This is a genomic window from Microbulbifer hainanensis, assembly GCF_014904735.1.
GTDB classification, from domain to species: Bacteria; Pseudomonadota; Gammaproteobacteria; order Pseudomonadales; family Cellvibrionaceae; genus Microbulbifer; species Microbulbifer hainanensis.
Genome location: NZ_JACZCR010000020.1, coordinates 73,068 through 86,681, shown reverse-complemented (window position 1 = coordinate 86,681; position 13,614 = coordinate 73,068). Strand labels below are relative to the sequence as shown.

The 13,614-nt window shown below is 60.3% G+C and carries 12 protein-coding genes; 11 read left to right on the top strand and 1 reads right to left on the bottom strand.

Annotated elements, in window-relative coordinates:
- Positions 1–27: 27 nt before the first annotated feature.
- Positions 28–603: an SPOR domain-containing protein gene (locus IG168_RS06615; RefSeq protein ID WP_193163116.1), complete on the top strand. Its 576-nt coding sequence runs from the start codon at positions 28–30 to the stop codon at positions 601–603.
- Between the two features lie 39 nt (positions 604–642).
- Here the strand turns inward: IG168_RS06615 and IG168_RS06610 are convergent, their stop codons facing one another.
- Positions 643–882, bottom strand: a complete 240-nt coding sequence (locus tag IG168_RS06610) for a DUF2798 domain-containing protein (protein WP_226876599.1) — start codon at positions 880–882, stop codon at positions 643–645.
- Between the two features lie 167 nt (positions 883–1,049).
- Between IG168_RS06610 and hslV the strand changes: the two genes are divergently transcribed.
- The 10 genes from hslV to IG168_RS06560 all read left to right on the top strand — a co-directional run bounded on the left by hslV (position 1,050) and on the right by IG168_RS06560 (position 13,415).
- Positions 1,050–1,589, top strand: a complete 540-nt coding sequence (hslV, locus tag IG168_RS06605) for an ATP-dependent protease subunit HslV (protein ID WP_319024669.1) — start codon at positions 1,050–1,052, stop codon at positions 1,587–1,589.
- A gap of 136 nt (positions 1,590–1,725) precedes the next feature.
- Complete coding sequence (gene hslU, locus IG168_RS06600; protein WP_226876598.1) at positions 1,726–3,048, top strand: ATP-dependent protease ATPase subunit HslU; 1,323 nt, start codon at positions 1,726–1,728, stop codon at positions 3,046–3,048.
- 61 nt (positions 3,049–3,109) lie between these two features.
- Positions 3,110–3,484, top strand: a complete 375-nt coding sequence (locus tag IG168_RS06595; protein WP_193163111.1) for a gamma-butyrobetaine hydroxylase-like domain-containing protein — start codon at positions 3,110–3,112, stop codon at positions 3,482–3,484.
- A 134-nt stretch (positions 3,485–3,618) separates the two neighbouring features.
- Positions 3,619–5,466, top strand: coding sequence for a PhoX family protein (locus IG168_RS06590; protein ID WP_193163109.1), 1,848 nt, complete (start codon positions 3,619–3,621; stop codon positions 5,464–5,466).
- Positions 5,467–5,546: 80 nt separating this feature from the next.
- Positions 5,547–7,223 carry a hypothetical protein gene (locus tag IG168_RS06585; protein ID WP_226876597.1) on the top strand — a complete coding sequence of 559 codons (1,677 nt, stop codon included), beginning with the start codon at positions 5,547–5,549 and terminating at the stop codon, positions 7,221–7,223.
- 185 nt (positions 7,224–7,408) lie between these two features.
- Positions 7,409–8,986 carry an alkaline phosphatase gene (locus IG168_RS06580; RefSeq protein ID WP_193163107.1) on the top strand — a complete coding sequence of 526 codons (1,578 nt, stop codon included), beginning with the start codon at positions 7,409–7,411 and terminating at the stop codon, positions 8,984–8,986.
- 395 nt (positions 8,987–9,381) lie between these two features.
- Positions 9,382–11,523: a TonB-dependent receptor gene (locus IG168_RS06575; RefSeq protein WP_193163105.1), complete on the top strand. Its 2,142-nt coding sequence runs from the start codon at positions 9,382–9,384 to the stop codon at positions 11,521–11,523.
- Positions 11,524–11,598: 75 nt separating this feature from the next.
- A complete protein-coding gene (locus IG168_RS06570) occupies positions 11,599–11,862 on the top strand; it encodes a YkoF family thiamine/hydroxymethylpyrimidine-binding protein (RefSeq protein WP_193163103.1) in 264 nt (87 codons plus the stop codon).
- On the top strand, positions 11,855–12,526 hold the full coding sequence (gene pnuC / locus IG168_RS06565) for a nicotinamide riboside transporter PnuC (RefSeq protein WP_193163101.1): 672 nt from the start codon (positions 11,855–11,857) through the stop codon (positions 12,524–12,526). The genes IG168_RS06570 and pnuC overlap by 8 nt, the downstream gene beginning before the upstream one ends.
- A complete protein-coding gene (locus IG168_RS06560; RefSeq protein WP_193163099.1) occupies positions 12,468–13,415 on the top strand; it encodes a phosphotransferase in 948 nt (315 codons plus the stop codon). The genes pnuC and IG168_RS06560 overlap by 59 nt, the downstream gene beginning before the upstream one ends.
- Positions 13,416–13,614: the final 199 nt, after the last annotated feature.

Here is a 13,614-nt window from a genome sequence, read left to right as displayed (position 1 = left end):
ATGAAGAATTACAGGAAAGAGACTTCCATGAGCCGTCGCAATGCCAGTCGCCGCAACAATTCCGCAGGCAAGCCCGCCTGGGTCTGGTTCGTGCTGGGGAATTTTGTCGGCGGCTTCGTGGTGTTCATCATCTTCCTGAACGGCCTCAAGCACGACCAGGCGCCCTCCTCCGCACACCGGCCGCCGGCGCCCGCAAAGCAGCAGGCGGAAGACAAGTCCGACGCGCCGCGCTTCGATTTCTACACGCTGCTGAAGGAAAACGAAGTGTCCGTGCCGCCGCCGAAAGATGCCAAGCTGGCGCGCCACAACAGCAAAAGCCCCGCCGAAGAGCCGGGTGTCCGCCCCAGCCGCGACCCGCAAATGACCTATATCCTCCAGGCCGCTTCTTTCCGTGACAAGGCGGAGGCGGAAAAGCTGCGGGCGAGGCTGATGCTCGCCAATCTGGATGTGAAAGTGGAAAGCAACACCGACAGCCGCGGCACCTGGAACCGGGTACTGGTCGGCCCCTACGAAAACAGTTCGGAAGTATCCGCGGCGCGCGAGACCCTCGCCAACATGAACCTGATGCCGCTGGTGCTGAAACGCCCGCTCAAGTCCCAGTAAGCGTCATCACGGCGCAGTTTCCCGTCTAGTCCCGCTTGTTTATTGCAGCGGTGAGCGTACCAGCTTGCGCGTCAGCCAGTGGGCCAGTGGCGCGATCACCGAAACCAGCGGAAACGCCACCATCCAGGCCACGACAAACGCGTGCAGCCAGCGCCACAGGAATCCGTCCGCCAGCCCGGTATTGATGAAGGTGATCACCCCGGACATCAGCAGTGACATCATGCAGGACATGAACAGCGCGAACACCAGCGTGTAGAAGCGCGAAGACAGTGCGGCCAAGGCGAAACTCCAGTCAGTGACAGCGGGCGCGCATTATAGGCATTTGCCCTGCCGAAGTTGAAATTCCCCTCCGGTGACCACACTTACAGAAGTCAGAACCGATTCACGCAGGGGGAGCGGCCGGGCGCCGCTCCCCCTGCAGTATGCAGACAACCCGGGAGCCCCCTGTGGAACAGTATCGCGGAACCACCATTCTCTCCTGCCGTCGCAACGGCAAGGTCGTCATCGGCGGCGACGGGCAGGTCTCCATGGGTAACACCATCATGAAAGGCAATGCGCGCAAGGTGCGCCGCCTGCACAACGACAAGGTCATCGCCGGTTTCGCCGGTGGCACCGCCGATGCCTTCACCCTGTTCGAGCGCTTCGAGGCCAAGCTCGAGGCTCACGGCGGACAGCTGACCCGTGCGGCGGTGGAGCTGGCCAAGGACTGGCGCACCGACCGCGCCCTGCGCCGCCTCGAGGCGCTGCTGGCCGTAGCCGACGAAACCGCTAGCCTGATCATCACCGGCAACGGCGACGTGATTCAGCCGGAAGACGACCTGATCGCCATCGGTTCCGGTGGCCCCTACGCCCAATCGGCGGCCCGTGCGCTGCTCGACAATACCGAGCTGGATGCCCGCACCGTCGTCGAGCAGGGCCTGAAGATCGCCGGCGATATCTGCGTCTATACCAACCAGAACCACACGATTGAAGAGTTGAGTTACTGACGCAGTGCGTTAACCCGAATTGAAGGCCGGTTGCTGGAGCGAGGTTTCGAAACCTGGCCCGGTCATCGGCCGCCACCCGTTAATGAGAAAGCGGGTCGGCGGAAAGTACACAGCAAGTTTGCGACCGAGAATTCCTATGTCCCAATCCCAGATGACCCCCCGCGAAATCGTCCACGAACTCGACCGCCATATCGTCGGCCAACAGGATGCCAAGCGCGCCGTGGCCATTGCACTGCGCAACCGCTGGCGGCGCATGCAGGTGAACGAGGAACTGCGCGCGGAAATTACCCCGAAAAATATCCTGATGATCGGCCCCACCGGCGTGGGCAAGACCGAGATCGCCCGCCGCCTGGCCAAGCTGGCCGGTGCGCCCTTCATTAAAGTGGAGGCGACCAAGTTCACCGAGGTCGGCTACGTCGGTCGCGATGTAGAATCCATCGTCCGCGACCTGGTGGAAATGGCTGTGAAGCTTGAGCGCGAGAAGGCCATGGCCGGTGTCGAACAGCGCGCGCTGGACGCCGCCGAAGAGCGCGTGCTCGACGCGCTGCTACCGCCGGCGCGCTCCACCGAACCGGGCGACAAGGATTCCAGTACCCGCCAGACATTCCGCAAGAAATTGCGTGAAGGCCAGCTCGACGACAAAGAAATCGAAGTCGATATGGCGATGTCACCGATGGGGGTGGAAATCATGGCACCGCCCGGCATGGAGGAAATGACCAACCAGCTGCAGGGCATGTTCTCGAACATGAACCAGGGCAAGACCAAGAAGCGCAAGCTCACGGTCAAGCAGGCCATGAAACAGCTGACCGACGAGGAAGCCGGCAAGCTGGTCAATGACGAGGAAGTGAAAACCCGCGCAATCCAGACCGCCGAGCAGAACGGTATCGTGTTCCTCGACGAAATCGACAAGGTCGCCAAGCGCCAGGAAAGCGGCGGTGCCGACGTATCCCGCGAGGGCGTGCAGCGCGACCTGCTGCCGCTGATCGAGGGCTGCACCGTCACCACCAAGTACGGCATGATCAAGACGGACCACATCCTGTTTATTGCATCCGGCGCCTTCCACCTGTCCAAGCCGTCAGACCTGATTCCGGAACTGCAGGGCCGGCTGCCGATTCGCGTCGAGCTGGACTCGCTCACGTCTGCCGATTTCCAGCGCATTCTCACCGAGCCGTCGGCCTCGCTGACCGAACAGCAGAAAGCGCTGCTGGCGACCGAGGGGCTGCAGCTGGAATTTTCCGAAGACGGTATTCGCCGTATTGCCGAGGTGGCTTTCGACGTGAACGAGCGCACCGAAAATATCGGCGCGCGCCGCCTGCACACGGTACTGGAGCGGCTGCTGGAAGAAATTTCCTTCGATGCTGGCGACGGCCACAAGACAGTCACCATCGACGGCGCCTATGTAGACAGTCACCTGGGCGAGTTGAGCCAGGATGAAGATCTGTCCCGCTTTATTTTGTAACGGCAAATTTATCCTCCCCTCTCCCGCTTGGTCGGGAGAAGGGAATTAAAAGAAGGTGACAGTGAAGCCAAAAAAAATTCGCCTCAACCGCGCAGACAAAACCCTGCAGATTGAGTTCGACGACGCAGAATTCGAACTGCCGGCGGAGTATCTGCGGGTCTACTCGCCCAGTGCCGAAGTGCGCGGCCACGGTGCCGGTGAGGGTGAGCTGGTCAGCGGCAAGATGTATGTCGGTATCGAGAATCTCGAAGCGGCCGGGCGTTACGCGCTGAAAATCACCTTCGACGACAGTCACGACAGCGGTATTTTTACCTGGGAATACCTGCGCGAGCTGGCGGAGAACTACGAGGCCAACTGGCAGAATTATCTGGAGCGCCTCTATCGCGCCGGCAAGGGCCGCGACCCTGACGAAAACCCCGTGAAAATTATTGGCTGAAACATTCGGATAACATCACAGTCGCAAAAAATTCATGTAGCGGTCATGAAAGGCGGCTGTCGTGTAATGCCACTGTCACGCAGAGCCGATTTACTCCCCGCTCGAAAATAATTTTGAGTTGGGGGGCTTCCATCATGATTCCGTTTTCCAAAAAACCGCTGGCACTGAAGCTGGGTTTTATCCTGGCTGGAATAGCGCTGATTCCCGCCTGCAGCAACGACAACAACAATAATTCACAGGCAACGCTACCGCCAGCGCCGGAAGAAGGTGGTACCGTCGAGACGCCGGTGGTATCCCTGAATTTTACCGGCGTGCCGGCGCCGAGCACCGATAGTGAAAAACGCCAGATCCTTGCCTCGCCAATGGTGGAAGTGAATGGCGAAGAATACGCAATCGGCTATCACACGCTGCTGCGCTCCGGTGATTCCGTCAATGGCAACGTCGTCTTCGGCCAGCTGGTAGACGCCGCCAATCAGCCGCTGTACGGCGAAGACGGCATGCTGAAAGTGACCGATGCCAACGAACACACTTCCCTGTTGCCCATCGGCGACCGCCTGTTTTCCGTCTCGCAGATGGAAACCCGCCCCGGCGCCATGTTCCTGATGGAACTGGATCAGGATGCGGAAAATGGAGAGCTGACCGCCAAGGACCTGTGGCAGATCGACCAGTCCGGCGTGGACGGCGGCTGGGTGCACTGCGCCGCATCGGTGACTCCCTGGAACGCTCACCTCGCGTCAGAAGAATACGAGCCGGATGCCCGCGCCCTGCCCACCAGTGTCGAAGTCGAGGGTGACGGCTATGCGAAGGGTATGTTGAGCTACTACGCCGATCCGGCCCAGTGGAACCCCTACTTTTACGGCTGGAATATCGAAATCAATGTAGCCGCCGAGGGTGACGCCGCGCCGGCAGCGGAGCTGACCAAGCACTATGCCATGGGCCGCCTGGCCTTCGAACTCTCTTACGTGATGCCCGACTCCAAGACGGTTTACATGACCGATGATGGCACCAATGTGGGCTTCTACATGTTCGTCGCCGATACCGCCGGTGACCTGAGTGCCGGCACCGTTTATGCCGCCAAGTGGAACCAGACTTCCGCCGAAGGCCTGGGCGCCGCCGACCTGGAGTGGGTTTCCCTGGGGCACGCCACCGACGCCGAGATCAGCGCTGCGGTTCACGGCGGCGACGGCGTACCGGCCACCACGTTCGACGACATCTTTACCGTCGACGGCGAGGGTTGCACCGAGGTCGCTGCCGGCGGTAACACTGAATGCCTGAGCCTGAAGCCGGGTATGGAAAAAATTGCCTCGCGCCTGGAGACGCGTCGCTACGCCGCACTGATGGGCGCCAGTACCGAATTCCGCAAGGAAGAGGGTGTTACCTTTGATCCCGACGGCGGCAAACTGTATGTGGCCATGAGTGAAGTGCGCAAGGGCATGACCGACGGCGCCGGCGCTATCCAGCTCGCCGAGGAAAATGCCTGCGGCGGTGTCTACCAGCTGGACGTAGCCAGCGACAGCGACATCGGTTCCGATTATGTCGCCACGCATATGAGCGGCCTGATCGGCGGTATCCCGACGGTATATCCCTCTGACAGCCCCTTCGCCAGTTACAGCTGCGACGCGGACGGCCTCGCCAATCCGGACAACCTGACCTTTATCACCGGCTACAACACGCTGATCATCGGTGAAGACACTGGCTCCGGCCACCAGAACGACGTCATCTGGTCGCTGAATCTGGATAACGTGGACGCCGCCGATCACACCGCTGGCCTGACCCGTATCCAGACCACGCCCTACGGCTCCGAAACCACTTCGCCCTACTGGTACCCGAACATCAACGGCTTCGCCTACCTGATGAGTGTAGTCCAGCATCCCTACGGCGAATCCGACGGCGACCAGCTTGCACCCGGCTCACTGGAGCACCGCGCCTACACCGGTTATGTGGGTCCCTTCCCGGCCATGGATGTGAATAGCGCCGAATAATCTATTCGGCCAAATCCGGTGCCGCGCCCTGGCCGACGTTTGCCGGGGCGCGGCACTTCCGCTTTTTTCGGATTCTCGTTATGCGCGCAATTTTCCCGGCGGCGATCACCGCTGTCCTTATCGCCGGTGGCGTCGCCGCAGCCTCGGTAGCCATCGAAAAGCAACCGGACAATCTGGGCCGGCTCTATCTCACCAACCCCGCGGCAGTGACGCCGCCCCAGTGTTACACCAAGACGGAAAACCCGGGCGCTACGGCGAGCAATCCCTGCTACGTGTGCCACACCCGCAGCGAAGCGCCGAACTTTACCAACGACGTGGATCTGCAGCTGGCCTACGACTTTGCCGCACCGGCGCGGGCCAACCACTGGCGCAACCTGTTCAAGGACCGCTCCGCCTATATCGCGTCGGTGAGCGACGAGGAAATCCTCGACTATGTGCGTGAGGACAATTATCGCACGGAAAACGGTCGCATTCCGCTGGCCGAAAAACTCACCGAAAACCTGCCGGCGCACTGGGACGGCAATCACAACGGGCGCTGGGATGGCTATGTGCCGGATGTGGGTTTTCATTTCGATAGCGAAGGCTTCGATCGCAACGCCGACAACAAACTCACCGGCTGGCGCGCACTGGCCTACACGCCCTTTCCGGGGACTTTTTTCCCCACCAGCGGCTCCATGGACGATGTGCTGATCCGACTGCCGCAAATTTACCGCAACGACGAACAGGGCCAGTTCGACGAAACGGTGTACCGAATCAATCTGGCGATTGTCGAGGCACTGATCAAACGCCGCGATGTGGCCATCGATCCCGTCGATGAAAAGAAATTGCAGGTCGACCTCGACAAGGACGGCGAGTTGGCCATCGCCCGGCGCGTGACCTACGACTGGGCGCCGCTGGAGCAGCGCTATATGCACTATGTCGGTCAGGCGCGTCTGGCCCAGCAGCACAAGGAGGCCCCGCTGTCCGGCGGCGCCTACCCGCTCGGCACCGAGTTCCTGCACAGCGTGCGCTATATCGATGTCGATGCGCAGGAGCGGGCCACAATGGCACCGCGCATGAAGGAGCTGCGCTATGCGCGCAAGGTGCGCTGGGTGACCTATTTCCAGCACCGCGAGCTCGCCGCGGGTGAACTGAAAGAGGCCCACGATTTTCCCGACCGCATCGAGCCCGTGGTCGGCGATATCGAGCGGGGTATCAGCAACCGCCGCGGCTGGCGCTACAGCGGTTTTATCGAGGACAGCCGCGGCGACCTGCGCCCGCAGTCCTACGAGGAGCTCGCGAGCTGCGCGGGCTGCCACGGTGCCATCGGGGCCAATGTCGACGGCGGCTTTGCGATGACCCGCAAGCTGGATGCCGGTAACAGTTTCCAGCGCGGCTGGTATCACTGGTCACAGAAAGCGCTGGCCGGTCTGCCGGAACCCCGGCGCGCCGACGGCGAGGGCGAGTACGCCCACTACCTGCAGCAGGTGGGTAATGCAGACGAATACCGCTCCAACGGCGAGGTGCGCGCGCACTTCTTCAACGAAGACGGCACGCTGAAAACCGCGATGCTCGACAGGTTGGCGGACGATATCAATGTACTGATCATGCCGTCCCGCCGCCGCGCGCTCGACCTGGACAAAGCCTACCGTGCAGTGGTCGAGGAGCAGAGCTACCGCGAGGGGCGCGACGCGGTGCTGGCACCGCGGCAAAACCTGTACCGGGAAGTGGCCGAGGGACAGAAGACTGGGGTGGAGCGGGTATCGTTCTACCGCTAGAAGCAATTTCATAGCTACTGCGCGTGCACCTGGCGGCGTTCGGCGGCGCTGGTACGCCAGCCACCCGCTCGCTACGCTATGAAACAGCTTCTCGTCATGAAAAGTTTCTGTGGTTGGTCACGCTTCTGTAATATGCCCCTTATCTAATTGGCGCATTTCTTTTCTTAGCTTTCGGGGGTAACGGAATGATTCAGAAACATCTCGCCGCGGTGCTATCTGCCGCGGCAGTACTCGGCGCCTGCAGCGCCAGCGTCGCTGAACCCGCCGCGGACAAGGCGGTTCTGCCAGCGAACCAGCTCAACAGCCACTGGTATGCCGACGCGGAAAAGGTGTTGCAGCAGGCCGAGCAGCGCCAGGTCAACCACAAGCGCGGCGCGGCGAAAAATATCATCCTGTTCCTTGGTGACGGCATGGGTATCTCCACCGTCACCGCCGGGCGCATCTTTGCCGGCCAGCAGCAGGGCAAGAGCGGTGAAGAGAACCTGCTCAGCTTCGAGCGCCTGCCCTACAGCGGCCTGATCAAGACCTACAACACCAACCAGCAGGTGCCGGATTCCGCCGGCACCATGAGCGCGATCATGACCGGGGTCAAAACCCGCGCCGGCGTGCTCAGCGTGGACCAGAATGTGCTGCGCGGAGACTGTGCTGGTAGTCGCGGTCACGAACTCAACAGCGCGCTGAAACTGGCGGCGCTGGATGGCAAGGGCACTGGCGTCATCACCACCGCGCGGGTCACCCATGCTACCCCGGGTGCCACCTATGCCAATGTCGCCGAGCGCGACTGGGAGTACGCCGCGCCCAAAGGCTGTGTTGATATCGCCGCGCAGTTCGTGGCCTTCCAGCCCGGCAACGGCCTCGACCTGCTGATGGGCGGCGGCCGCCGCAACTTCCTGCCGGAAAATTTCACCGATAAAGAGGGTGCGCACGGCAAGCGGATGGACGGCCGCAACCTGGTCGACGAGTGGAAGAAGCGCTACGCCGGCGGCCCGCTGCGCGCGCACTATATTGCCGACGAGAAGGGATTCGACAAACTGGATAGCGCCCACACCGACAAGTTGCTGGCGCTGTTCGATCCGTCGCACATGCACTACGAGGCGGACCGCAAAAACGACAAGGCCGGCGAGCCATCCCTGTCGCAGATGACGGCCAAGGGCATCGACCTGCTGCAGAAGCACAAGGATGGCTATTTCCTCGTGATCGAGGGTGGCCGTATCGACCACGCCAACCACGCCGGCAATGCCTACAACGCGCTAAATGAGACCGCCGAGTTTGCCCGCGCGGTGCAGGTGGCGATGGACAAGACCGATCCCCGCGATACGCTGATCGTCGTCACCGCCGATCACAGCCACTCGCTTACCATGTCCGGCTACGCCACTCGCGGCAACCCGATTCTGGGCCTGGTGGTGGGCAATGACGCACACGGCCAGCCGCAGGAAAAGCCGGAGCTGGCGGAGGACGGCAAACCCTACACCACCATCCACTATGCCAACGGCAAGGGCTATGCCGACCTGGGTGATGAAACAGACGCGGACGCCCGCTACGACATGCCCACCCGCGCCGGTCGCATCGAGCACGCCGATGTGGACACCACCGCGCCCGGTTACCACCAGGAAGTACTGGTGCCCCGCGATGGCGAAACCCACTCCGGCGAGGACGTGGGCATCTGGGCGCGCGGCCCCAGCGCCGACCTGCTCACCGGTACCCACGAACAGAACCTGATCTTCCATGTGATGGTGCACGCCGGCGGCCTGCTGCCGGAATAACTGGCGCGGCAATCGCGAAAAAGCCCCGGCAGTGGTGACGCTGTCGGGGCTTTTTGCATTCTGTGACTCGTCGGCAGAACTTCTGCTATTATCCCGCCCGCAAAACCTAAGGGGTGGCTAAAAGCCACTTCATAACGACTGCGCGTGCGCCTGGCGGCGATCAGCGGTGCTCGAAGTGCTCATGTACTTATGTACATTCCGCTTCCTGCGCTCCGGTGACCACCACCAGACACCCGCTCGCTACGTTATGAAGCGACTGTTAAAGCCTGAGATGCTCCACGAGCAAACCCTTGAACCTGATCCGGTTAATACCGGCGTAGGAATAGGTAGTCTTTGAAATTCCTCCTCCGTCGCACTCCGGGTCTCTTTCACTCTGTTTCCACTGAGAGAGAACCATGAATCAACTATCGAGAATAAAACCGCTTGCCTGGTCAATCAGCCTTGCCTGCCTGTCTGCGGGACAGGTGACCGCGGCCGAGTCTGAAAACAAAGCCCTCGAAGAAGTCATTGTCACCAGCCAGCTGCGCATTGCGAACCAGCTCGATATCCCCACCAGCGTCAGCGTTCTCGACACGGCCGCGATTAGTGCCCGCGGCGCCGGCAATCTCGACCAGCTGCTGAACCTGGCTCCCAACGTCAATTTCGCCGCCGGCGCCTCCCGCGGCCGCTTTGTACAGATTCGCGGTATCGGCGAGCGCAGCCAGTTTATCGATCCGGTCAATCCGTCCGTCGGCCTGATTATCGACGGCATCGATTTCACCGGCCTCGGCCTGGCCGCCAGCACCCTGGATATGGATCGGGTGGAAATCCTGCGCGGGCCCCAGGGCACCGCTTATGGCGCCAACGCGCTGGCCGGCCTGATCAGCATGACCAGTCGCGCGCCCACGACCGAATCCGAAGCGAGTGTTTCCGCGGAGGCATCGCGGTACAACGGCCGCGCTCTGTCCGCGGCTGGTGGCGGCGCGCTAACGGACAAGCTGAGTTACCGCCTCGCCGCGCGCAAGCAGCAGTCCGACGGCTACATAGACAACACCTACCTCGGCCGCAGTGATACCAACGGTATCGACGAGTCGGTGGCGCGCGGAAAACTGCGCTACCAGCCGAATGACGATCTGCAGTTGGATTTCACCGCACTCTATATCGACACCGACAACGGCTACGACGCCTTCTCGCTGTATAACACCCGCGAAACCCTGTCCGACCAGCCCGGCTGGGACCGGCAGGAAACCCTGGCCGGCTCGGTGATCGCCCAGTGGAGCGGCAGCGAACTGTTCACCGTGAAAGGCACACTCAGCACCGCCAGTTCCGATACCGAGTACGGCTACGACGAAGACTGGACTTATGTCGGCTTCCACCCCTGGGAGTACAGCTCCACCGACAACTACCTGCGCGACAAGGACAATGTCAGTGCCGACCTGCGCCTGCTGTCGACGCAGGCCTCAAAGCTATTCAACGGTCGCAGCAGCTGGGTAGCCGGGGTCTATTTCCGCGATGAAAGCGAGGGCCTCGAGCGCAACCGCAGTTTTACCAGCCAGTTCGATACGCAGAACGCCGCTGTCTACGGCCAGCTCAACACAGAACTCAGCAATGCCATCAACCTGATCACCGGCTTGCGGCTCGAGCGGCGCGATGCCGACTACGCGGATTCCCTCGCTGTGGATTCCGACAAGAGCGAAGACCTGTGGGGCGGCAACATCACGCTGGAATACCACTACAGTGACAACACCCTGGTCTACGCGACGGTCTCCCGTGGCTACAAGGCCGGCGGCATCAATGCCAGTATCATTTCGGCCTCCGCCACCAACCCGGCCATCAGCAGCGACGAGTTTGCGTTCGACACCGAACACCTGCTCAATTACGAACTCGGCCTCAAGGGCAACTGGCTGGACAGCCGCCTGCAGGCACAACTGGCGGCCTTCTATCAGGACCGCAGCGACGTGCAGGCCAAGCAGTCGATTTTCGATCCGAGTGATTTTTCTTTCGACGACTACCTCACCAATGCCGCCGGCGGTGAGACCACCGGCGTGGAAGTGGAACTGAACTATCTGCCCACAGATTCCCTGCGCCTGTTCGCGTCGCTGGGCTGGTTGAACGCGGAATTCGTCGACTTCGTCAGCACGTCCCATGTGGATGCGCGGGATGACTACAACGGCATTGCGCTGGCCCCGGTGGATCTCGATGGCCGCGACGTGGCCCAGGCACCCAACTACCAATTCTTCACCGGCACGGAAATTTCGCTGCTGCCGCAACTGGTCCTGCGCCTGGAGGTCGAGGGCAAAGACAGCTACTACTTCTCCAACAGCCACGACGAGAAGTCGAAAGCCTACGAGCTGCTGAACGCGCGCCTGACCTACACGGGTAGTAACTGGGATGTCTCCCTCTGGGGCAGAAACCTGACCGATGAGGATTACTACACTCGTGGCTTCTACTTCAGCAACCAGTTCGGCAACAACCCCGCCAACGGTTATGCGCCGGAAACCTACTACCAGTTCGGCGAGCCGCGCGTGGCGGGTGTCACCGGTACCTATACCTTTTAACCCTTTGCGCAGGTGGGTGGCCCGATTGGAATTGAACCGCCCCACCTGTCCGCGGACTACCGCGAGGAATCAACGATGAAACTCTCCGTCGAAATCAGCATGTACCCATTGAAGGATGAGTACATTCCCGCGATCCAGAATTTTATCGATCGCCTGAACCAGCACCCGCAGCTGCGGGTCATCACCAATACCATGAGCACCCAGGTATTCGGCGACTACGACCAGCTGATGGATGTGCTGAAACAGGAAATGCGCGCGTCCTACGAACAGTTCGGCCGCGCCATTTTTGTGTGTAAATTTATCGACGGCGACCTGGCGCCGGAAAATCAAGATGTTTGATAACGACATCGGCAGCGCCATTGCCAGCGCCTTTGCGGCGATGTCCGGCTGGGAGATCGTCGCAGTTATCCTGGCGCTGGCCTACCTGCTGTTGGCGATGAAGGAAGAGATCAGCTGCTGGTACGCGGCCTTTATCAGTACCGCGATCTACCTGTTCCTGTTCTGGGACGTCAGTCTGCTGATGGAATCCGCGTTGCAGGTGTTCTACTTGTTGATGGCTGTTTACGGCTGGTGGCAATGGCGCTTCCACAGCGACAAACAGCAGGACCTGCAGATACATCGCTGGCCGCTGCGCACCCACCTGCTCGCCTTCGCCGCGGTGGGGGTGCTGACGCTGCTGTTCGGCACCGTGCTGAGTTCGTCCACCAGCGCCGCCCGTCCTTTCCTCGATTCGTTCACCACCTGGGGTGCCGTGATCACCACCTATATGGTCACGCGCAAAGTCCTGGAAAACTGGCTCTACTGGGTTCTGTTCGATGGAGTGTCCATCTATCTGTATATCGACAGAGGCCTCTACCTGACCGCCCTATTGTTTGTGCTCTATGTGATCATTGTAATCTTCGGCTACTTCCAGTGGCTGGACATCTACCAGCGGGAACAGGCTGGTGGCCCACTGTCGCCTCAAGGCCGGGGACAACCCGCTACTGTCGCTCTGGAGCCGTGACATTAACGACATGAATGCGCCGGAGTCCGAAATCATTCCGCCTGACTGGCAGCGCTGGAGTCGCGTCCGACCCAGCCTGCTGCGACCCCTGACCGGCGGCTTGACCAACCGCAGCTTCCTGATCGAAGCAAACGGTGAGCGGCTGGTACTACGCCGGAACTCCCCGATCAGCGATGCACTCGATTTGAATCGCAGTGCCGAGGCTGCTGCCCTGCGCTGCGCCGACTCAGCCGGAATCTGCGCCCCGGTGATTTACTGCGATCCCAACCACCAATATCTGGTCACACGCTTTATCGAAGGGCGGCAGTGGGGCGATCCAGAAGCGGCTTCATTGAAGCAGCTCGCACAGTTATTGCGTCGTATCCATGCGTTGCCCGCCATTGATGTTCGGCTGGATATTGAGGAAAAAATTGCGAACTACTGGCGCTCGATAAACAGGCGCGCGGACTTTTGCCAAAAACTATGGGAGCTCGACCAAAATGTCCGTCGACATATTGCTGTTGCGCATTCCCTAAGTGACAGCGACTGTCTATGCCACAACGATCTCGTGATGACGAATCTGATCGTCGCCAATAGAGAAAATCTCTACGCGATTGACTGGGAGTACGCGGCCATGGGTGACCCTTTTTATGAGCTCGCGGTTATAACAAAAGAACATGGGTTGAACAGACAGCAACAGCGAATGCTAATTGCGGAATACTTGAACCGACCTGTGGGGAAGTTGGACGAGATGCGACTCGATCACTGGCGATTAATCTACGGTTATTTATCGGCGCTTTGGTACGCGGTTCAGTGGTGTACTGGATCCATGAAGGATGCCAGCATCTACGATTGCATTACCAGCAGAGTCACCCATTTGTTCGCACAGAGCGCTGCCATGTCGCAGTGATGTGCGAGTATTGCGCACAGATTCAAGCAGACTAACAGCGAAAAATGATTCGCCTGTCGCCAGATGCGAAACGGCTGATGCGTTCACTCAATCTAATTGCCAAAATTCAATTAATATTTTTCCGTCTAAATCGACACCAAATCTGTATTGATCTATTTGGCGCCAAATTCCCTGCAGGTCGATGTGTAATCAAAGGAGT

What these genes read in the sequence shown, in the direction of transcription:
- IG168_RS06615 (WP_193163116.1), top strand. Translation starts at nt 28, where the DNA reads ATGAGCCGTCGCAATGCCAGTCGCCGCAACAATTCCGCAGGCAAGCCC.
- hslU (WP_226876598.1), top strand. Translation starts at nt 1,726, where the DNA reads ATGTCCCAATCCCAGATGACCCCCCGCGAAATCGTCCACGAACTCGAC.
- IG168_RS06590 (WP_193163109.1), top strand. Translation starts at nt 3,619, where the DNA reads ATGATTCCGTTTTCCAAAAAACCGCTGGCACTGAAGCTGGGTTTTATC.
- IG168_RS06585 (WP_226876597.1), top strand. Translation starts at nt 5,547, where the DNA reads ATGCGCGCAATTTTCCCGGCGGCGATCACCGCTGTCCTTATCGCCGGT.
- IG168_RS06580 (WP_193163107.1), top strand. Translation starts at nt 7,409, where the DNA reads ATGATTCAGAAACATCTCGCCGCGGTGCTATCTGCCGCGGCAGTACTC.
- IG168_RS06575 (WP_193163105.1), top strand. Translation starts at nt 9,382, where the DNA reads ATGAATCAACTATCGAGAATAAAACCGCTTGCCTGGTCAATCAGCCTT.
- IG168_RS06570 (WP_193163103.1), top strand. Translation starts at nt 11,599, where the DNA reads ATGAAACTCTCCGTCGAAATCAGCATGTACCCATTGAAGGATGAGTAC.
- pnuC (WP_193163101.1), top strand. Translation starts at nt 11,855, where the DNA reads ATGTTTGATAACGACATCGGCAGCGCCATTGCCAGCGCCTTTGCGGCG.